Origin of the sequence: Nocardia sp. CDC160 (assembly GCF_035818795.1) — a bacterium.
Lineage (GTDB): Bacteria > Actinomycetota > Actinomycetes > Mycobacteriales > Mycobacteriaceae > Nocardia.
In genome coordinates this window covers 321,370-341,264 of the sequence record NZ_JAYKYT010000004.1, presented here as the reverse complement: position 1 = coordinate 341,264, position 19,895 = coordinate 321,370, and the positions used below count along the sequence as shown (strand labels likewise).

General features: G+C 66.4%; 19 protein-coding genes and 2 pseudogenes. 14 read left to right on the top strand and 7 right to left on the bottom strand.

The features are described from left to right. Window positions 1-11: 11 nt before the first annotated feature. On the bottom strand, window positions 12-899 hold the full coding sequence (gene sigJ, locus VMT40_RS22965) for an RNA polymerase sigma factor SigJ (protein ID WP_326360696.1): 888 nt from the start codon (window positions 897-899) through the stop codon (window positions 12-14). A 104-nt stretch (window positions 900-1,003) separates the two neighbouring features. On the opposite strand from sigJ, the gene VMT40_RS22960 reads away from it, so the two are divergent. The 9 genes from VMT40_RS22960 (at window position 1,004) to VMT40_RS22920 (ending at window position 9,444) form a co-directional block, all read left to right on the top strand. Continuing rightward, window positions 1,004-1,576: an NADPH-dependent FMN reductase gene (locus tag VMT40_RS22960; protein ID WP_326360694.1), complete on the top strand. Its 573-nt coding sequence runs from the start codon at window positions 1,004-1,006 to the stop codon at window positions 1,574-1,576. 10 nt (window positions 1,577-1,586) lie between these two features. Continuing rightward, on the top strand, window positions 1,587-2,054 hold the full coding sequence (locus tag VMT40_RS22955) for a YybH family protein (protein ID WP_326360693.1): 468 nt from the start codon (window positions 1,587-1,589) through the stop codon (window positions 2,052-2,054). Window positions 2,055-2,279: 225 nt separating this feature from the next. Then, complete coding sequence (locus tag VMT40_RS22950; RefSeq protein WP_326360692.1) at window positions 2,280-3,605, top strand: DegT/DnrJ/EryC1/StrS family aminotransferase; 1,326 nt, start codon at window positions 2,280-2,282, stop codon at window positions 3,603-3,605. Further along, window positions 3,602-4,756 (top strand): MFS transporter, encoded by a 1,155-nt coding sequence (locus VMT40_RS22945; protein ID WP_326360690.1) that lies wholly within the window; start codon window positions 3,602-3,604, stop codon window positions 4,754-4,756. The genes VMT40_RS22950 and VMT40_RS22945 overlap by 4 nt, the downstream gene beginning before the upstream one ends. A gap of 15 nt (window positions 4,757-4,771) precedes the next feature. Beyond that, window positions 4,772-5,704 (top strand): sulfotransferase, encoded by a 933-nt coding sequence (locus VMT40_RS22940; RefSeq protein WP_326360689.1) that lies wholly within the window; start codon window positions 4,772-4,774, stop codon window positions 5,702-5,704. Between the two features lie 6 nt (window positions 5,705-5,710). Beyond that, the gene (locus VMT40_RS22935; RefSeq protein ID WP_326360688.1) at window positions 5,711-6,556 is read left to right on the top strand and encodes an SDR family NAD(P)-dependent oxidoreductase; all 846 of its coding nucleotides are present in this window, start codon (window positions 5,711-5,713) and stop codon (window positions 6,554-6,556) included. Further along, complete coding sequence (locus VMT40_RS22930; RefSeq protein WP_326360687.1) at window positions 6,550-7,425, top strand: family 3 encapsulin nanocompartment shell protein; 876 nt, start codon at window positions 6,550-6,552, stop codon at window positions 7,423-7,425. Before VMT40_RS22935 ends, VMT40_RS22930 begins: the two co-directional genes overlap by 7 nt. 9 nt (window positions 7,426-7,434) lie before the next feature. After that, window positions 7,435-8,727: an NAD(P)/FAD-dependent oxidoreductase gene (locus tag VMT40_RS22925; RefSeq protein ID WP_326360685.1), complete on the top strand. Its 1,293-nt coding sequence runs from the start codon at window positions 7,435-7,437 to the stop codon at window positions 8,725-8,727. Window positions 8,728-8,739: 12 nt separating this feature from the next. Further along, a complete protein-coding gene (locus VMT40_RS22920; RefSeq protein ID WP_326360684.1) occupies window positions 8,740-9,444 on the top strand; it encodes an aspartate/glutamate racemase family protein in 705 nt (234 codons plus the stop codon). 27 nt (window positions 9,445-9,471) lie between these two features. Here the strand turns inward: VMT40_RS22920 and VMT40_RS22915 are convergent. The 3 genes and pseudogenes from VMT40_RS22915 to VMT40_RS22905 all read right to left on the bottom strand — a co-directional run. Next, window positions 9,472-10,389: pseudogene (locus VMT40_RS22915) on the bottom strand (RNA polymerase sigma factor); the annotation flags it as partial. Window positions 10,390-10,568: 179 nt separating this feature from the next. Continuing rightward, window positions 10,569-12,113: an alkaline phosphatase family protein gene (locus VMT40_RS22910; RefSeq protein ID WP_326360683.1), complete on the bottom strand. Its 1,545-nt coding sequence runs from the start codon at window positions 12,111-12,113 to the stop codon at window positions 10,569-10,571. 297 nt (window positions 12,114-12,410) lie between these two features. Beyond that, window positions 12,411-13,265, bottom strand: a complete 855-nt coding sequence (locus VMT40_RS22905) for a helix-turn-helix transcriptional regulator (protein WP_326360681.1) — start codon at window positions 13,263-13,265, stop codon at window positions 12,411-12,413. Window positions 13,266-13,403: 138 nt separating this feature from the next. Between VMT40_RS22905 and VMT40_RS22900 the strand changes: the two genes are divergently transcribed. Further along, window positions 13,404-14,183, top strand: a complete 780-nt coding sequence (locus VMT40_RS22900; protein WP_326360679.1) for an NAD(P)H-dependent oxidoreductase — start codon at window positions 13,404-13,406, stop codon at window positions 14,181-14,183. Window positions 14,184-14,301: 118 nt separating this feature from the next. Here VMT40_RS22900 and VMT40_RS22895 read toward each other — a convergent pair. Beyond that, window positions 14,302-15,573 (bottom strand): annotated as a pseudogene (locus tag VMT40_RS22895) (MFS transporter); the annotation flags it as partial. On the opposite strand from VMT40_RS22895, the gene VMT40_RS22890 reads away from it, so the two are divergent. The 3 genes from VMT40_RS22890 (at window position 15,503) to VMT40_RS22880 (ending at window position 18,699) form a co-directional block, all read left to right on the top strand. Continuing rightward, the gene (locus VMT40_RS22890; protein WP_326360678.1) at window positions 15,503-16,984 is read left to right on the top strand and encodes an Rpn family recombination-promoting nuclease/putative transposase; all 1,482 of its coding nucleotides are present in this window, start codon (window positions 15,503-15,505) and stop codon (window positions 16,982-16,984) included. The pseudogene VMT40_RS22895 and the gene VMT40_RS22890 sit on opposite strands and share 71 nt — an antisense overlap. Before the next feature lie 92 nt (window positions 16,985-17,076). Beyond that, window positions 17,077-17,322 carry a DUF4351 domain-containing protein gene (locus VMT40_RS22885; RefSeq protein WP_326360677.1) on the top strand — a complete coding sequence of 82 codons (246 nt, stop codon included), beginning with the start codon at window positions 17,077-17,079 and terminating at the stop codon, window positions 17,320-17,322. Between the two features lie 189 nt (window positions 17,323-17,511). Beyond that, window positions 17,512-18,699 (top strand): permease, encoded by a 1,188-nt coding sequence (locus VMT40_RS22880; protein WP_326361729.1) that lies wholly within the window; start codon window positions 17,512-17,514, stop codon window positions 18,697-18,699. 20 nt (window positions 18,700-18,719) lie between these two features. Here the strand turns inward: VMT40_RS22880 and VMT40_RS22875 are convergent, their stop codons facing one another. Beyond that, on the bottom strand, window positions 18,720-19,220 hold the full coding sequence (locus VMT40_RS22875; protein WP_326360676.1) for a CGNR zinc finger domain-containing protein: 501 nt from the start codon (window positions 19,218-19,220) through the stop codon (window positions 18,720-18,722). Window positions 19,221-19,245: 25 nt separating this feature from the next. On the opposite strand from VMT40_RS22875, the gene VMT40_RS22870 reads away from it, so the two are divergent. Next, a complete protein-coding gene (locus tag VMT40_RS22870; RefSeq protein WP_326360675.1) occupies window positions 19,246-19,416 on the top strand; it encodes a hypothetical protein in 171 nt (56 codons plus the stop codon). Window positions 19,417-19,421: 5 nt separating this feature from the next. Here VMT40_RS22870 and VMT40_RS22865 read toward each other — a convergent pair whose 3' ends face one another. Further along, window positions 19,422-19,640, bottom strand: coding sequence for a hypothetical protein (locus VMT40_RS22865; RefSeq protein WP_326360674.1), 219 nt, complete (start codon window positions 19,638-19,640; stop codon window positions 19,422-19,424). Window positions 19,641-19,895: the final 255 nt, after the last annotated feature.

Below are 19,895 nucleotides of genomic sequence, written 5' to 3'. Positions count from 1 at the left end.
ACGGCAGTGATTCACGCCGTCCAGGGCCGCAGCTTCTCCGGGTTCCGGATCACCCAGATGCGGGTGATCCGGCCGTCGGCGATATCGAAGGCGTAGACCGACACGACGGTGCCGTCGACCTCGGCGACCAGGCCGGGCTGACCGTTCACGGTCCGCTCCAGCAGGGTGACGGCCGCACCGCGGTTGGCGATCTCCATCCAGGCGCGCGCGATCGCCTCGCCGCCGTAAATCGGTTCGAGGAAGGCCAGGGCCAGGCCGCCGCCGTCGGCGGTCGCGGTCGCCTCCGGATCGAGCAGCCCGATGAGAGCCTCGATATCCTTTGTCTCCCAGGCCTGTTTGAAGTCGCGGACCACCTCGGCGCGTTCGTTGCCCGGCGCGCTGCGGGAGGTGTCGATGCGGCGGCGGGCGCTCGAGGCCAGCTGGCGACAGGCGGCGGGAGTGCGGCCGACGACCTCGGCGATCTCCGCGAACGAGTACCGGAACACATCGTGCAGGACGAACGCGACGCGCTCGGCCGGTGTCATGGAGTCCAGGACGACCAGGAACGCCATGCTGATCGACTCGTCGAGGGTGACCCGATCGGCGGGGTCGACCGGATCATGACCGTCCAGCCACGCCGACCGACCGGGCACCGGCTCCGGAAGCCATTCGCCGACATAGCTTTCCCGGCGGGCGCGCGCCGAACCGAGCAGATCCAGGCAGATCCGCCCCGCCACGGTCGTGAACCACGCGCCGGGCGCGGCGATCTCCCGACGCTGTGCCTCCGAGAGCGCGTACCAGCGCGCGTAGGTCTCCTGCACCACATCCTCGGCCTCGGCCAGGGAGCCGAGCAGCCGGTAGGCGAGATTGATCAGCTGGCGGCGTTCGGTGATCACCGCGGGAAGCTGCGGGTCGGTCATTGTCGTCTCCTTCGGTCCATCGTGTGCCTCACCGATATCGACGAATCACCGATCTCTTTTGTGAGACCGCCTGACATTCCGCCCGGCTGCATCGTCGGAAGGGTATGACCAGAATCGCTATCATCCTCGGCAGTACCCGTCCCAATCGCAAGGGCGACCAGGTCGCCCGGTGGGTACTCGACACCGCATCCCCGCGCGACGACGCCGACTTCGAGCTCATCGACCTGCGCGATCACCCGCTCCCGCACTTCGACGAGGCCGTGCCGCCGATGTTCGGCCCATCGGTCAATGCCCACACCCGCGCCTGGGCCGAACGCCTCGCGCCCTTCGACGGGTTCATCATCGTGACCCCCGAATACAACGGCTCGACGCCCGGCGTGCTGAAGAACGCCCTCGACCACGCGTTCGCGGAGTGGGTGAACAAGGCGGTCGGTTTCGTCTCCTACGGTGTGGACGGCGGCGTGCGCTCGGTGCAACAGCTGCGACAGGTGTGCGGCACGCTCGGCATGGCCGACGTCGGCTACCAGGTGTCGATCTCGGTGCTCACCGACTTCGAGAACAACACCACCTTCGTCCCCACCGACCGCCAGCGCGCGGCGCTCACCAAGACCCTCGACCAGACCATCGCGTGGAGCAATGCCCTTGCCCCGCTGCGCACCACCCTCGTCAACTCGTAAGGAGCCGACCATGAACGCATCCAACGACTTCCAATCCCACGACGACCGCCTCAAGGCCGAAGAGGCCGCGCTGCGCGCGACGATCGACACCGTGATCGACGGCCTGCACGACAAGGACCTCGACGCCGTTCGCCGGGTCTACACCGACGATGTGGTGTCCTTCGATGTCGAACCGCCCCTGCAGCACGTCGGCATCGCCGCGAAACTCGAGAACTGGACCAACGTGTTTCGCTTCTTCGAGTCGGTGACCTATGACGTGCGCGACCTGACCTTCACCATCGGCGACGACGTCGCCTTCGGCCACGCGTTCGCCCGCCTGCGCGGCACCCTGAAGAACGGGGCAACCTCCCAGGGCATGTGGGTGCGGGTCACCTACGGCCTGCGAAAGATCGACGGCGCCTGGCGAATCGCCCACGATCAGGTCTCGGTACCGTTCGACGTCACCACCGGGAAGGGCGTCGCCGATCTCGAGCCGTGATCGGCGTGCGGCACTGATTCCGTTGGGGCACAGTTGATTGCGTAGATTCATCAATTTCGGACGTGTGACCAGAATTTAACGATGATTCGGTCATGATCGTCGCGGGTTCGGCGTACGGTGCTTGAACATTCACCGAGGTTCCTCGCTCTGAGTGCCTCGGCAGGCAAGCAGGCAGTACCGCCGATACCGGGTCGGCCGGTGGCCGCGAGTTTCATGGCGGACAATGTGATTGATGATTCGACATCGGCCCCGATAGCATCCGCGACGCAACCGGAACCCGGTGCGCGACTGGCTCTCGACGGCGGAGAGCCCGTCCGATGTACCCCCTGGCCGACCTATGACCGGGGCGCGGTCTGCGTCCATCCCGAGGACGAGGACGCGGCACTGCGCGCGATCCGCAGCCACCTCTATTTCCGATACGACCATCGGCCGCCGCACGAAACCGAGTGCGCGCGATTCGAGGCGGAACTGTGCGAGTACTTCGGGTCCGCGCACGCGCTGGCCGTCTCCAGCGGGACCACGGCACTGGCACTGGCGATCATGGCTTCCGGCATCGAACCCGCAGCCCTGATCGCCTGTCCCGGTTTCACTTTCGCCGCCACACCCAGTTCGATCCTGCTGGCGGGGTGCACGCCGTTTCTGGTCGATGTCGACGAGAATCTGCACCTGGATGTGGCGGATCTGCGTCATCGGTGGACACCGCAGATCAAGGCGATCGTGGTCGTCCACATGCGCGGGTTCGCCGGGGACATGGAGGCCCTGCTCCAATTCGCCGAGGAGCAGGGCGTGCCGGTGTTCGAGGACGCCGTCCCCGCGCTCGGAGCGGAGTTGAACGGGCGCAAACTCGGGACGTTCGGGCTGGCCGGGGCCTTCAGCACCCAGTCGGACAAGTCGCTCAACAGCGGCGAGGGCGGCTTTCTGGTGACCGATGACAGTGCCCTGTTCGCCCGTGCCACAGTGCTTTCCGGCGCGTACGAGGGTCGGCTGCGGCGGCACTTTCCCGAGGGCGGGCCGCCGCTGGCCACCGATTTGGACCTGCCGCTCTACAGCTTTCGGATGGACGAGATTCGGGCGGCGCTGCTGCGGTCGGAGCTGGAACGACTGCCGATCCGGTTGGCGGCGTTCCGCTCGAACTACGACTACGTCGCCACGGAACTCGCTGACCTCGAGGGCATTTCGATCCGGAAGCCGGTGGCTCCGGGTGCGTATCTGGGCGAGGCGTTCATCTTCCAGGTCGCCGAGGGGCGCGCGCAGTGGTTCGCTCGGGCGCTGTGCCGGGAGGGTATCGAGGCGCGCAATCTCGGCTCGGACTCCGACCACAATATTCGCGCGTTCTGGAATTGGCGATTCCTGTTCCCGGGCATGGACACCGGCGCGGTGCAGGCCCTGCTACCCAACGCGACGCGGTACCTGCAACGGGCCGTAGATATTCCGCTGTCCTCGACGCTGACACAGGCGGACTGCGACGATCTGGTCGCCGCGGTGCGGAAGGTCGCCGCCGCCGCGCCGGGGGAGATCGACACTGATTCCGTGTGGATCGGGCGACTATGACGGCGTCTCCCCAAACCGGAACGCTACCCAAGCTCGCGCTCGCCGGGGTGTTCGGTGGACTGTTCTGCGGATACCTCGGTCTCTCCGCGGCCATTCCGGTGTTGCCCGACCATGTTCGGGATCGGTTCGGCGCGGGGGATCTCAGCGTCGGGCTCGTTGTCACCGCCACCGCGCTGACCGCACTGCTCACCCGGCCGGTGTTCGGCGGTCTGGCCGATCGGCACGGCTATCGGCAGGTCATGCGGTTCGGCGCGCTCGCCGTCGCGATCGGCGGGCTGCTGTATTTCGTGCCAGTCGGGCTGGCCGGACTGATCGGGGTGCGGCTGCTGGTCGGCGTTGGCGAGGCGGCGCTGTTCACCGCGGGTGCCGCGTGGACGGTCACCCTGGCCCCGCACAACCGGCGCGGGCAGCTCATCGGGCTCTACGGGGTGGCCATGTGGGGTGGCATCTCGGCGGGGACGGCTCTCGGTGCGGCATTGCGGCACTTCGGGATCGGGACGGTGTGGGGGCTTTGCGCGGCCGCGCCGCTCGTCGGCCTCGCGCTGATCACTATTGTCGGGCCCGAGCCCGAGGTGGCGCGATCGACCGGTGGGCGCGGGTTGATGCTCAAGCCCGCGGCGCTGCCCGGGTTGGCGCTCGCCCTCGCCGCGGCGGGCTATGTGGGGCTGGCCGCGTTCATCATTCGAGACCTCCAGGTGCGTGGGATCGGTTCCGGTGCAGTTGTATTGGCCGTCTTCAGCGCCGTGTACGCGGGCACGCGGCTGGTCATCGGGAAGCTTCCCGACCAGCTCGGGCCGCGGCGCGTGGGCACCTGGTCCGGTCTCGGTGAAGCGGCCGGGCTGTTGATCGTCGCGTGGTCGCCGAACCTGCCCGTGGCCATTGTCGGGGTCATCGTCATGGGGGTCGGGTTCTCGCTTTTGCACCCGTCGCTGGCGCTGATGGTCATGAACAATGCCGAGAGCTCGAAACAGGGTGCGGCGCTGGGCGCTTACACCTCGTTCTGGGACCTGGGGCTGTTCGTGTGGGGTCCGGCGACCGGGGCCATTGCCAGCGGGCTCGGATATTCGGCCGTGTATCTCGTCGGCGCGGGTTGCGCGCTGACCGCCGCGGTCATGGCGTACACGATTCGGCAATCGGTCACGACCGACTGAGAAGGGAGTCGGCAGATGACGAGCGCATCACCGGTCAAGGTTCTGTGCGTCACCGGATGGTGCCGCAATGGCAGCACCATCCTCGGCAATATCCTCAACGAGATTCCCGGGGTGTTCCATGTGGGGGAGCTGCACTTTCTGTGGAAGAACGCGTCCGGGCGGGGTGTGAACGAGCTGTGCGGATGCGGACACAAGCTCGTCGACTGCGAGTTCTGGTCCACCATCCTGCCGGTCGGCAGGCCCGCCGGGCTCACGCTGGAAGCCCACGCGGACTGTGTGATTCGGGCGCAGCTCGCGCAGGTGCGGACGCGGCACACCTGGCAGGTGCTGGGTCGCGGTCTGCGCAACGAGCAGGTTCGAGCGCATGGGGAGCTGCTGCGGCAGGTCTATCGGGCGATCGCCGAACGCAGTGAGGCGCGGCTGATCGTCGATACCTCGAAGATGCCGGGGGAGGCGGCGCTGGTGTCGTACCTCGACGGGATCACGCCGTACTACCTGCACCTCGTGCGCGATCCCCGGGCGGTGGCCCAATCCTGGAGTAAGCCAAAGGATTACGTGTATGCCATGTCGGCGGGGAAGAGCACCGCGTACTGGACCGGCTTCAATCTCGCCTCGCATGCGATCTCGCGGCGGTTTCCGCAACGGTCGATGTTCCTGCGCTACGAGGACTTCATCGCCGATCCGGCGGGCAGCATCGATGCGGTGCTGCGCTTGTGCGGGCTCGATCCGGCGCTGAATCCGATGACCGATCGGAGCGTGGAGTTGCACGCCAACCACACCGTGACCGGGAACCCGGATCGCTTCAATACCGGTGTCACCACCATTCGACCGACCGATGACTCGTGGCGTCGAACGCTGCCGGACTCGGCCAAGCTGGCGGCGACCGCGCTGTCCCTGCCACTGTCGCTGCGTTACGGGTATCTGAGCGGCCGCCATGGGAGAGGTTGAGCGACAGTGGATCTGGGACTGACCGGCAAGGTCGCACTGGTCGCGGGCGGATCGAGCGGTATAGGTCTGGCGATCGCGGCGGAGTTGGCGGCCGAGGGCGCACACGTCGCCATCGGTGCTCGTGACCCCGCGCGGCTGGCCGCCGCCGAACGCACGCTGAAGGAATCGGCGCGGGGGCGGGTGCATGCCACGCGCGTGGATATCACCGATGCCGAGGCAACGCGCCGCTGGATCGAGGACGTCGCCTCGGAGTTCGGGGGACTCCACATTGTCGTCGTCAGCGGCGGCACACCGCCCACCGGGAGCGCGACGACCTTCGAGGCGTCGGCCTATCGGGAAGCGGTCGAGACGGTGTTGATGCCCGCCGTCGAACTGGTCCTGGCGGCACTGCCGCATCTGCGGGCGGCCCAACCCCACGGGCCGGATTCTCGGTGGGGCCGAATACTTCTCGTGGCCTCGGAGACCGCTGTGGTCCCCATTGGCGGGCTGGCGCTGTCCGGGGTCACCCGGGCCGCGCTCGTGCGGTTCGCGCAGGCGCTGGCGGCCGATCTCGGGCGGGACGGGGTGACCGTCAATGTGCTCGCGCCCAGCGCCACCCACACGCCGCTGCTGGAGCGGGTGCTGACCCAGGGCTCCGCCGCGGATCACCTCGCGGCGGAGCTGGCCGCCGTCGGCGGCAAGACCGCGGTGGGCCGGGTCGCACGACCCGACGAAATCGCGGCTCTGGCAGCGTTTTTAGCCAGCGAACGGGCCGGATACATCACCGGCACCGTGCAGCTGATCGACGGCGGCTCGAGTGTGCTCGGCGCGTCCTCATCGCATTACATCGATTCCCAGGAGGGGACATGCTGAAAGCGGACACCATCAAGCAGACGCTGGCGCAGGTCGTCGCGGATCGGAAACAGGAGGCCTCGCCGGGGCGGATGTTCGTCCAGGCCTGCATCGAGCACGGGCTGGACGCGGCGGTCGAGTACGACGTCACCATTACCGATTCGCTGACCAGCTCGCGGCGCAAGCCGCGCAATCCGGCGCGCAATATGCTCAAGACCATCGACCTGTCGCGCGATCCGCGCCAATTCTATTGGCACGAAAGCGCTCCCGGCCCGGAGGACGCGCCGATCGAGGGGGCCGAGGTGCGGCGGGAGTTGGCCAGCCGGTTCCACAAGTCGCCGATTCCGGAGCTGCTCACCACCACGGCGTGGGTGCAGGTGCCGCCCGATCTGTGGCAGGATCCCGAGACCTTCGAGAACTTCATCAACTATCGGTTGATCGTGCGGCTGTGCACCGCCGAGAACCACACGATCATCAGTGGCGAGGGCGGGTTGCTCGGCATGCCGGAGATCGAGCGGATGACATCGCCCGGGCCCTTCGCCTCGACGATCCTGCGCGCCTGCAACGAGATCGAGCAGATGGGCGGGACGGCCGACGGGATGATCATCAACCCGGTCGACTACTACCGGGCCATGGGCAGTGGGCGACTGATGGAGGATCTCGAAGCCAACGGCGTGTTCATCGTACGGACGCGGCTGGTCGAGCCGGGGCAGGCGATTGTCGGCGACTTCGGGCATGGCGCACAGCTTTTCGACGCGGGACGGTCGGTGATTCGATTCGACGAACCGCCCGCGGGGACGTTCACCGAGCCGGGGATCGCGCTCAAGGCGGAGATCTACGAGCGGGTCGTGGTCAATCTGCCGACGAACTTCTTCGTCGTGAGCGTGTAGGTCGTTGTCGTGGACGGCGATCAGGGGTTCCCCGGGCGCGTCGACCCGGATGTGGTGATCATCGGCGGGGGAGTCGTCGGACTGTTCTGCGCACAGCAGTTGCGTCGACGCGGGGCCGCGGTCACCGTGCTCGAGCGTGGGGGCTTGGGCGGGCCGCAATCGTGTTCCTCCGGCAATACGGGCTTCGTCGGCACCCACGGTGCCGCGCCCCTGGCCGAGCCCGGCATGCTCGCGCTCGCGGTGCCGGGCGCGACCGATCCGGACTCGCCGTGGTACATCGAGCCGCGTCGGGACGCCGACTTGGCGCGCTGGCTGGCGCATTTCCGGCGTGCCTGCTCGGCCGATGCGGCGGTGGACGGGTTCCGGGCGTTGATCGGGATGAAGAAGCGCAGTCTCGCGATCCTGCTCGACCTGTGCGGGTCGTCGGAGGAGTTGGCGGCGCTGCTCGAGTCACCCGGAATCGTGTTGGCATTCAAGACCGCACAGGGATTCGCCGAGGCGAGTAAGGCGGTGGCACGCACGGTCGCCGGTGGGGTGCCGCTGCGAGTCCTGGAGCCGGGGGAGCTCGACGAGCTCGCGCCGAAGACCACGTTCGATATCCATGGGGCGCTGTACAACCCGGAAGGTGCGTATCTGCACGTCCCGGATTTCGTGCTCGAATTCGGGCGGGTGCTGCGCGAGTCCGGCGTGGAGATCCACGAGCACACCGAGGTCATCGACTTCGGTGTGCAGGGCCGGAATGTCGTGCGGCTCAGTACTACTCGTGGCGAGCTGCGACCCGGCACCGTGGTCATCGCGGCGGGCGCGTGGAGTGCCGAGTGTGCTCGCATGGTGGGTGTCGATCTGTTGCTGCAGCCGATCAAGGGCCACAGCCTCACCGTGGCCGCGCCACCGAGCGCGCCCGGATTGCCGGTGCTGTTGAGCGAGGCTCGGGTGGCGATGGTTCCGCTGGGCGACCGGGTGCGGATCGGCGGTCAGCTCGAACTGACCGGCATGAGCGATACGGTTTCCGAACGGCGAATCCGGGCGTTGCTGAAGGCCGTTCGGGAGTACCTACCCGGCTTCGAGGACACACCGACCGTGCAGACCTGGAGTGGTCTGCGGCCGTGCACCCCCGACAGCCTGCCCTTGGTCGGCCCGGCCGGTGATCTCCGCAACCTCCTCGTGGCGGCCGGGCACGGGCACATCGGCATGGGGCTCGCACCCGCCACCGGCGAACTCGTCAGCCAGCTGCTGGCGGGCGAATACCCGATCACCGACCCGATCCCCTTGCGGCCGAACCGTTTCGACCCATCCCACTGAATCGACAATGGCATGGCAGACACCAGAATCGGCGTCCTGTGTCTCGACACGGCGTTCACCAAATTCCCCGGCCACATCCGCAACCCGTCCACCTTCGACTTCCCGGTCGTCTACCGCGTCGTTCACGGCGCAACCCCGCGCCGCGTCGTCACCGAAGCCGACCCAACCCTGCTCGACCCCTTCATCGACGCGGCCCGCGAACTCGAATCCAAAGGCGTACAGGCGATCACCGCCGCCTGCGGCTTCCTCGTCATCTTCCAACAGCGCCTGGCCGACTCCGTCCACATCCCGCTCTACACCTCGAGCCTCATCCAACTACCGCTCATCCACCGCATGCTCCCCAGCGACCGCAAGATCGGCCTGCTCGTCGCCGACGCCCAGTCCCTCACCCACCGCCACCTGAAAGCCATTGGCGGCGAATCCATCCCGATCTGCGTCGCGGGAATGGCGACCCACCCGGAATTCCGCGAGGTCATCCTCGAAGGCCGCCGCCCCGACCTCGACTCCGGTCGTCTCGAATCCGAAGTCGTCGACGAAGTCACCCGCCTCGCGGCGCACAACCCCGACATGGGTGCCCTACTCATCGAATGCACCGACCTCGTTCCGTACCGCCACACCCTCCAGAATCTGCTCGGCATCCCGATCTTCGACATCGTGACCCTGACCACCATGGTCCACAACACGTTGTCCCACGCGCCTTTTCGCGGTGAGCACTAGCCTCCCGGGATCGTCTCGGGCCGTTGGCTATTCGAGGTAGTCGTGCAGCATTTGGGAGCGGGAGGGGTGGCGGAGCTTCGACATTGTCTTCGATTCGATCTGGCGGATGCGTTCGCGGGTGACGCCGTAGATCTTTCCGATGTCGTCGAGGGTCTTGGGTTGACCGTCGTCCAGGCCGTAGCGCAGGCGCATGATGCTGGCCTCGCGGTCGGCGAGGGTGTCGAGGACCGCTCCCAGTTGCTCTTGGAGCAGGGTGAATGCCACCGCGTCGATGGCCACGACGGCCTCGGAGTCTTCGATGAAGTCGCCGAATTGGCTGGAACCCTCGTCACCGATCGTCTGGTCCAGGGAGATCGGCTCGCGTGCGATTTGTCGAATCTCGAGCACCCGCGCCGGAGTGATGTTCAGTTCCACGGCGAGTTCCTCGGGTGTGGGCTCCCGGCCCAATTCTTGAAACATGTCGCGCTGTACCCGGCCGAGCTTGTTGATGATCTCCACCATGTGCACGGGAATGCGAATGGTGCGGGACTGGTCGGCCATGGCGCGGGAAATCGCCTGGCGAATCCACCAGGTGGCATAGGTCGAGAACTTGAATCCCTTGCTGTAGTCGAACTTCTCGACCGCTCGCACGAGACCCAGGTTGCCCTCCTGGATGAGATCGAGAAACGCCATGCCCCGGCCGGAGTACCGCTTGGCGATCGACACCACCAGGCGCAGATTGGCTTCGAGCAGATGGTCCTTGGCCCGCATGCCATCCTGCACGACCCAGGTCAGGTCCCGGCGACGCGCGGCGGTGAGACCCGAAGGCTCCGTGGATTCGTCCCGTAGCTTCTCCGCCGCATAGAGTCCGACCTCGATGCGGACCGCGAGGTCGACCTCTTCCTCCGCCGTGAGCAGGGGAACCCGGCCGATCTGCTTCAGATACGCCCGCGTGGAATCGTGATCATTGGTTTGGGGTGCGGTCGTTGCCACATTCGCCTCTCCGACAGGTTCGGGTGGCTCGGCAATTACCGGGACCACCAACCAGCCTACTGTCCGAGCGCCGATAAGGGGCGACTCCCGCTCCCAATGTCGGACAGCGGCGGGTTCCGCCCGGGCGTCCCGGCCGGAACCGCCGGTTCGGATTACGGTGTGACAGGCTGGGCGGCCCAGACGTCGTTGACCGTCGGTGCGTAGGTGTCGTTGGCGGTGAGGGGTTTCAGGCCGAGCGCGCGGTCGGTCATGCGGAGCAGGCCGTACTGGTCGGTGCGCTGGTTGCTGGTGAAGTTGGTTTTTACGGTGCCGGTGGAGCCGAGCAGGAGCGTCGGGACACGGTTGGGGTAATTCGGGCCGTAGGCCTTGGTGGCGCCCTCATCGAAGGTCAGGATCAGCAGTGAGCGCTGCTGGGTCCACGCGGGGGAGTTGAAGATCTGGGGCAGGGTGTTCTTCAGCCAGGCGTCGCCCGCGGCGATGCCGCAGTCCTCCATGTCGTCGCAGCCGTCGGCGGCGAACCAGACGAAATTCGGCGTCGTGGACGCGCTCTGCAGATCGGTGACCATCTGCGGGAGCGGCTGCCAATGTGCCTGGCAGTACGACGGATTCGTCTTCATGTTCTTGAAGTACCAGAACGGGACGTCGTCGGGGTAGTAGTGGCCGTGCGCGGTGGTGTCGCAGTTGCCGTTCTGGTTCTCCACGTAGGCTTTCCAGCTCTTGCCCGCGTCCTCGACGCGGTTGCCGATGTGGGGAGCGTCGATCGTGGTGGACAGGATGCTGTTGCCGGTGAGCCCGTAGAGCGCGCCCGCGGCGAAGGCGACGTAGTTCGGGTCGCTGGGGTGGGTGGTGGCGTAGGAGGAGGAGAGGGTGCTGGCGTTCGGTCGCAGGCTGTTGATGTAGGGGGCCTGGGCGGAATTGCCGATGATGTTCTCGTAGTTCTCGTTTTCCATGTAGACCAGGAAGACGTGGTCGAATCCGGGAACCTGCGAGGCGGGCGCGGTGAGCGTCGGTGCGGGGAGGTTCGCACCGATGGTGAGTGAGATGTCGTGGGCGTAGCCGTCGAGGGAATCGCCCGCGGCATAGGTGAAGATCAGGTCGATCTCCACCGTGCGGGTGCCGACGGGCAGCTTGCCGGTGGCGGTCTTCTGCAGGAACTTGGTGGTGTTGCCGCGGTCGGAGGCGGTGACCGGGCCGAGTTGCGCCGCGGAGCCGATCGCGGCGCCCGCGGCGTTGCGGAAGGTGGCCTTCAGCGCGACCCGGTCGTTCTGGGACGCGAAGCCGCCGAGCCAGCCCGAGAGCGTGAAAGGCACACTGCCGGTGTCGATTTGGGATGCCGCGGCGGAGACGTTCACATCCTGTTCGAGGGTCGAGTCGCCGGTGCCGCCGCCTTCGAAGAAGCCCTTGTCGGTGGACGACGCGCCGGTCGTGGAGTGGGTGGGATAGCCACCCGCCGCGCCGTAGCACACCACCTCGGCCGAGCCGCTCCGCACGATCCAGCCCGGCACGGTCATCGCGTCCAGCCCGTTCGGCGAACACTGCGCGACATCGTTGCCGCTCGGATCGACGATCAGATTCGCGCTGGTCGCCGCCTGCGCGGGCCCGGCGCCGACCGCGGCCGCCAAGGCCGCGACGAACATTCCCGCCGCCGCCATCGCCGTCGCGCGTCTGTGTCGCCCGCGCGTGCGAATTCCATTCATGGACAGTCCTTTCCATAGCCCCGACCGTCGATGACGGTCGGCAGCGATGGTGGTCTAGACCTTTGGGCGGCACAATGGCCCGCGGCGTCAATTCGTCAGCTCTTCCCCGAGCCGCCACCGGCCTCTAACCCAGGTGGCACGCTGGCGAAATCCCGTGCTTGGAGATTACGAATGCGCCTGTGTCACAAGGTGATCCGCTACCTGGCGATCGACGATGCGCATAGCGCCAGGACAGGGCACGCAAGAAGGCCGCTCACTGGCGCGAGCGGCCTTTGGGGAATCGGTCTAGACGAATCTTCAGGCGCGGTACTCTGCGGTCTGCCCGTCGCTCGGAGCGGGTTGCCTCTCTTCGGTGCCGAGGCCCGCGAGCAGGCGCAGCCCGTCCCAGGCCGGGGTGCCCGGAGTGGCCGACAGCACCACCATTTCCATGCCCGATTCGTCGGGGAGGGCGAAATTCTCTTGATGCAGCTCCAGCAGGCCGACCAAGGGATGCCGGTATGCCTTGCGCCCATGGGTGCGAGCGCGCACGTCCGCGCGGGCCCAGAGGCGGCGGAAACGGTCACTGCCCATTGCCAATTCGCCGATGAGGGCGGCCAGACGCCGATCGTCGGGGTAGTGGCCCGCGGCCAGGCGGAGGTGGCCGACCACGTCCAGGGTGCATTGCTCCCAGTCGGCGTACAGGCCGCGCTCGTCCTCCTCGAGGAAGAGGTGGCGGGCGGTGTTCAGGCCCGGTATCGGGCGGCCGAACAGGAGCCCGGCCAGGCGGTTCCCGGCGAGCACGTCCAGTCGGTGGTTCATGATCAGGGCGGGGGCGTCGGGGACCAGATCCAGGACGCGCAGCAACTCCGGCCGGACTCTTCTGCCGGGTGCCTTGGCGCGACGGCGGCGCTGGCAGGCGAGTCGAAAGAGGTGCCCGCGTTCGGTGTCGTCGAGGCGGAGGACCCGGGCGAGCGCATCGAGGACCTGATCGGAGGGTTGAGTCGCGCGGCCCTGCTCCAACCGCACGTAATAGTCGACGCTGACCCCGGACAGATGCGCGACCTCCTCGCGGCGCAGTCCCGCGACCCGCCGACGGCTGTCGGTGGGGATACCGGCGGCCGCCGGATCGACCCGGGAGCGCCGGGTCCGCAGAAAGCTCGCGAGATCGTCCATGCCCCCAGTATTGCGGCATGTTCGCCGGGCAGGGTGGTCCTGTCATTACCAGGAAGTCCGGTCCGACGGAAAACCCGCCCCTGAATGACGGGCGTCGCGGCAGCCAGGCTCGAGGGACCAACATCCCAAGGAGTTCTGATGAAGACGCTGATCGTCTACGCCCACCCGGAGCCGACCTCGCTCAATGGATCGCTGAAGGATCTCGCGGTGTCCACGCTGCGAGGGGCCGGGCACGAAGTGCAGGTGAGCGATCTGTACGCGATGAACTGGAAGGCGGTCGTGGATGCCGCGGACTACGGCCCGCACGCCTCGAATCCGCTGCAGGTCGCCCGGGACTCGGGGCGCGCCTTCGATGCCGGGGCGCTCACTCCCGATGTCCGTGCCGAGCAGGAGAAACTGCTGTGGGCCGACATGATCATCTTCCAGTTCCCGCTGTGGTGGTACACGATGCCCGCGATCCTCAAAGGCTGGGTGGACCGGGTATTCACCTTCCACTTCGCCTACGGCGTCGGCGAGCACAGCGACACCAAATACGGTGAGCGCTTCGGCGAAGGCACCCTCGTGGGCCGAAGGGCGCTGCTATCGGTGACGACCGGTGGACCGGAATCGCATTACGCCGCACGGGGAATCAATGGACCCATCGACGATCTGTTGTTCCCGATCCACCACGGCATCCTCTACTACCCGGGCATCGAGGTATTGCCGCCGTTCGTGCTCCACGGCACCGACCGGATGACCGATTCGGACTATCCGGATGTCGCCAAGGCCTGGGAGCATCGCCTGCTCACCCTAGAATCGACCGAACCGATCGCGTTCCGGCAGCAGAACTTCGGCGACTACGAGATACCGTCACTGCACTTGAAGCAGGGGCTGGAGCCGGTGGGACGCACTGGCTTCGGGCTGCATGTGCGCGGCTGACCGCGGGATGCTGGGTTGAATGGCGTTGGGTGCCAACCGATTCCGGCTGTCGGGGTTGGGCAGGCCCGGTGGGCGCGAGGTCGGGTTTCACGACCTCGCGCCAGGTGGCGGGGGCGTGGAGCTCGCGGAGGCGCAGGCCCGCTATGCGGGTGAGAATCAGGCCGATGGTGAGCGCGGCGAGGGCTGAGATCGCCCCGCCCGCGGCGAAACCGATTCGGGGGCCGTAGGTGTCGGTGATCCAACCCACCAGCGGTGCGCCGAGTGGGGTGCCGCCGGTGAAGACCATCATGTAGAGCGCCATGACGCGGCCCCGCATGGCCGGGTCGGTGGCCATTTGGATCGAGGAATTGGCGGTCACGTTCACGGTCAGGCCGAACATGCCGATCGGGATGAGCAGCAGGGCGAACAGCCAGAACGACGGGGTGATGGCGGCCACCATTTCCAGCAGGCCGAAGATCAGGGCGGCGACGACCAGCATGCGCAACCGGGAGGTGCCGCGCCGGGCCGCGAGCAGGGCACCGGCCAGCGAGCCCGCCGCCATCAACGTGTTGAGCAGGCCGTAAGTCTGTGCACCGGAATGGAAGACGGAGTGGGTGAAGGCGGTGAGCCAGATGGCGAAGTTGAATCCGAAGGTGCCGATGAAGCCGACCAGCACGATCGGCCAGAGCAGTTCGGGACGGCCCGCGACGTAGCGCAGGCCTTCGCGGAGTTGGCCCTTACCGCGCGGGGTGCGCTCGACCTCACGCAATTCGGTGGTGCGCATCAGCAGCAGCGCCGCGATCGGTGCCAGGAACGACAGGCCATTGAACACGAACGCGTAGCCGCTGCCGATGGCCCCGATCAACACGCCCGCGACCGCGGGACCGACCAGCCGGGCGGACTGGAAGTTCGCGGAATTCAAGCTGACCGCGTTCGCCAACTGGTCCGGTCCGACCATCTCCGAGACGAAGGTCTGCCGCGCCGGATTGTCCACCACGGTGACCAGTCCGAGCACGAAAGCCGTTGCGTAGACATGCCACACCTGCACATGACCGCTGAGCGTGAGCATACCGAGCGCGAGCCCGGTCGCACCCATCGCCGATTGGGTGAACACCAGCAGTGGCCGTTTCGGCAGCCGATCCACCAGCACTCCGCCGTAGAGGCCGAACAACAGCATGGGCAGAAACTGCAGCGCCGTCGTAATGCCGACCGCGGCCGCGGACCCAGTAAGGCTGAGCACCAGCCAGTCCTGCGCGATCCGCTGCATCCAGGTGCCGATATTCGAGACCACCTGGCCGGTGAAGAACAAGCGGTAGTTGCGAATTCGAAGCGACCCGAAGGTGCTGCGCGGGGGAGTGTCACCGGGAGTGTGTCGAATATCGGTCTGGGGCGCTACAACTCCCGGCCTCACAGGTCTGCCTCCTAGGGTGCGACGATCTACGGATACGCGGGCCCACGCCCTGCACCGCTACCGCCCCGAAGGGGTTCAATCAGCCGACGTCCCAGACGTTCGACCTCGAATATCGCCAACTCTGCTCGAGGATCGGCAGCACACGGCCCGGTTCAAGCCCATCCGCCACCGCCCGCCACAAGAATTTCGGCGACCGAATCAGTGCGCAAAAAGCGCTACTCTCCAACTGTCGGACAGGCCCTACGACAACACCGGCGCAACCGGGAAGCCCAACACTTTCCTTAGCCTAATCAATTTGCCACCTGGCTGCCACCAATTTTGTCGAGCCTCACACCATCAACCACCCAAACCAACAGGTCGCCCTCGCCCCGGCCCCACGGACGCGTCGCCGCGTGTCGCGCGGAAGGCGCTCGTAAGCGGCCTCGCAGCAGGCGTTCTCGGCGTAGATTGCTCGAATATAGCTGTGTCACCGTGGAATAGGCACGATTGCTACTTTCGGCATGTCATGTCCCGTGCTGCCGACGCCGCTACCGAATTGCGGCCGTTGGTTGCGAAAGAGGTTGCCGCGCGCCTGCAATGGGACGAATTGGAGTTGGTTCCGGGTAGTTTCGTCTCCCACGAGCTACAGTCCCGCTGCACCGACATCCTCTACCGCACCCGCTACGACGACCGCGAGGCCTACCTGTATCTGCTGCTCGAACACCAGAGCAGCTCCGATCCGCTGATGGCGGTGCGCCTGGCCGAATACGAGATCGCGTTCTGGCGGCGCTGGCTCAAAGACAACCCGAAGTCCAACACCGTACCGATGGTGTTCCCGGTGGTCCTGTTCTGCGACCCCTCCGGCGGACACTGGACCGCACCCCTGGACCTGTCGGAGGTGATCGACCTCGACGCCGCCTCCCGCACATCCCTCGCCGACTACCTGCCCCGCTGGCGATACGTCGTCGACGACCTCTCGACCGTGGACGTGGACGCCCTGCTGGCCAGAGAGCTGACACCGGCGGTGGCAACCCTCTTCTTCCTACTGAAGGTCGCACCCCGCAAGCCCCGGTTGGGATTGGAGGATCTGCGCCCGATCATGCGCTATCTGGGCACGCTGGCACGCGCCGGTAGCGGGGAATTAGAGGCGGCCCTGACGTACATTCTGTCTATGGGTGACACCGATCGCACCGATCTGGAACCCGTGGTCGACCAGCTCGGACCCGAGGCCAAGGAGGCTCTGATGACCACCGCGGAACGATTCGTAGCGAAGGGACGCGCGGAGGCCCTCCTCGAACTGCTGGCATTGCGGTTCGGCCCTGTCCCCACCCCCATCGCAGAGCGGGTCCACAGCTCCTCCATCGACCAGCTTCAACAGTGGACGGCCCGCGTACTCACCGCCGAAACGCTCGCGAAGATCTTCGAGCAGTAGGCGACCGCTCACTCCCACAGGGGGGTGGTTGAAAGGTGCGCCGATGTCGAACCGTGGTCGACCAGCTCGGACCCGAAGCCAAGGAGGCACTCATGACCACCGCGGAACGACTCGAAGCGAAGGGCCGTGCCGAAGGACGAACCGAAGGACGTGCGGAGGGGCGCACCGAAGGACGTGCGGAGGGGCGCGCAGAGGCCCTCCTGGAATTGTTGACGATGCGGTTTGGACCCGTTCCCGCTTCCGTCGCAGAGCGGGTCCGCAACTCTTCGATCGACCAGCTTCAACAGTGGACGGCCCGCATACTCACCGCCGAAACGCTCGCGAAGATCTTCGAGTAGTAGGCGATCGCCCACTCACAGGCTTTTTCGAACTGCAGTTCACGCGTGAAAGTCCAGCGGGCTGTATGCCTGTGATTGGTCGGCGTGGCTGGGCTCGGGCGTCGATCGGTTGATGCATACCTGTACCGGGTATAGGCTTGCGGGCGGGTGGGGACGGCGATCGACGGTGCAGATGAGACGAGGGTGGCGATGGGTGCGATCGGACATGCACTGGGCTTGGCCGGGTCGATGACCTGGGAGATTTTGTGGGCGTTGATTCTTGGGTTTGCGCTTTCGGCGTTGGTGCAGGCTGTGGTGCGTAAGTCCACTATCGTGCGGCTGCTTGGTGATGACAGGCCGCGGACGCTCGCGGTTGCGGCTGGGCTGGGGGCGGCGTCGTCGTCGTGCTCGTATGCGGCGGTGGCACTCGCGCGGTCGCTGTTTCGCAAGGGGGCGAACTTTACCGCGGCTATGGCCTTCGAGATCGGCTCGACCAATTTGGTCGTCGAGCTCGGCATCATTCTGGCGCTGTTGATGGGCTGGCAGTTCACCGCGGCCGAATTCGTTGGCGGACCGATCATGATCGTGCTGCTGGCGGTGTTGTTCCGGCTGTTCGTGCGTTCCCGGCTGGTGGACGCCGCCCGCGACCAGGCCGAGAAGGGGGTGGCCGGATCGATGGAAGGCCATGCGGCCATGGACATGTCGGTGCCGACGGAGGGGTCGTTCCTTCGGCGGCTGTTGTCGCGGCAGGGCGTTACCGCCGTGTCCCATGTCTTCGTCATGGAATGGGCCGCGATTCTGCGCGACCTGGTGATCGGGCTACTGATCGCGGGTGCGATCGGCGCGTGGGTGCCGGATACCTTCTGGCAGAAGTTCTTTCTGACCGACCATCCGCTGCTCTCGGCGATCTGGAGCCCGATTGTCGGACCGCTGGTGGCGATTCTGTCGTTCGTTTGCTCGATCGGCAATGTGCCGTTGGCCGCGGTGCTGTGGAACGGCGGCATCGGCTTCGGCGGTGTGATCGCGTTCATCTACGCGGACCTGCTGATCCTGCCGATCCTGAACATCTATCGCAAGTACTACGGCACCCGCATGATGCTCACCCTGCTGGGCACCTTCTACGCCGCCATGGTCGGAGCGGGCTATTTCGTCGAGATCGTTTTCGGCACAACCGGTCTCATCCCCAGCGAGCGCAACGCCATGGTGATGGCCGAGGGCATCCACTGGAACTACACCACCTGGCTCAATATCGTCTTCCTGCTGCTCGCCGCGCTGCTCGTGCTGCGCTTCATCCGCACGGGCGGTATCGCCATGCTGCGCATGATGGGCGGCGCACCCGCCGACGAACACGCCCACCACGACCACACGGGACACGGCTCGTCCGGGCATACCCACTGATCGCCAGGACCTCCCGCACGTCAGGAGGGGTTACGGCGTCGATGGTGGGCCACGTGCACTCGTGTCGAGCAGCGGGTCGAGCAGAAGCGGCGCTTGCCGTTTCGAGAGGTGTCTATGAAGACGATGGCGCAGCCCTCGCGGGCGCATCGGCCGATGCGGGTGGGGTCGTCGCAGAACAGCGTGGCCAAACCGAATGCGGTGTAAGCCTTTACGCGTTCGTCGATGGGTGCGGTCTCCTGGGAGTAGTGCAGGTGCGGGGACCGGCCGTCGTGGGTCGAGATGTAGGGGCGATGGGTGGTCTCGGCGAGCAGCGTATTGAGCACCTCGACCGAGGGGTTGCTGAACACCGCGTCGAGTTCCCTTATCCAGCGGCGTAATTCGGCCTCCTGACGGCAATCGATCGGTCCGACGGGGCGGTAACCGGCCGCGACCAGTAACTGTTCAAGGTCCTGATCGGGTGCCGCGTTCACCAGTCGAGCCGCGATTTCGGCCGCCACACCACCGTAAGGGTTGAAATGCACTAGGTCATTACAGCAGGGTGGAGACATGCCCGCCACCTGCCCCACCTGCTCCTGGCCCACCCCCACCCTCGTCTCCACCCACGGGGACGTGCGCTATCTGCGCTGCGTCTGTGGAAAATGGCTCATCCAAGACCTGGCGGCGGTGATCGCCACCGCGGGCGAGAGCGCATTCACGAATCCGGCCGTTGACGGTTAGGGGTCTTATCGCCGGACCCCGCAGATTTCGGCCGCAATACTGCACAGCCGAACCCGTTCCGACGGCCAATTCTGTTGCGCGCTCAGGTGATCCGGCTCCCGCCGGTAGATCTGCCGAAGCACGCGGTCGGCGGCGTCGGGTGAACCGAGCATGAGGCAGCAGAACATTCGCAGCTGTGCCCGCAGCGCCTCGGCCGATGGTTCGACAGCGTCTCGCTCGGACACGTCGGTTCTCCCGTCAGAGTCCGAACACGGGGAACAGAGTCCGGCCCGTGAAATGCGACGATCCTAGGTCTGGACCCCGTGGCCCGGTCGCCACCTGTTTCCCGGACCACCCACACCACCGAATCCGTCAATGGCCGAGATGGTCGAGATCAGAGTCGAGGCCGAGCACCGCCGACAGCGCCTACATCTCGGCCGCCGAGACGACCGCCTCGGCGGACGCGAAGCTTGATAATGATCGGAATACTGTTTGCGCGC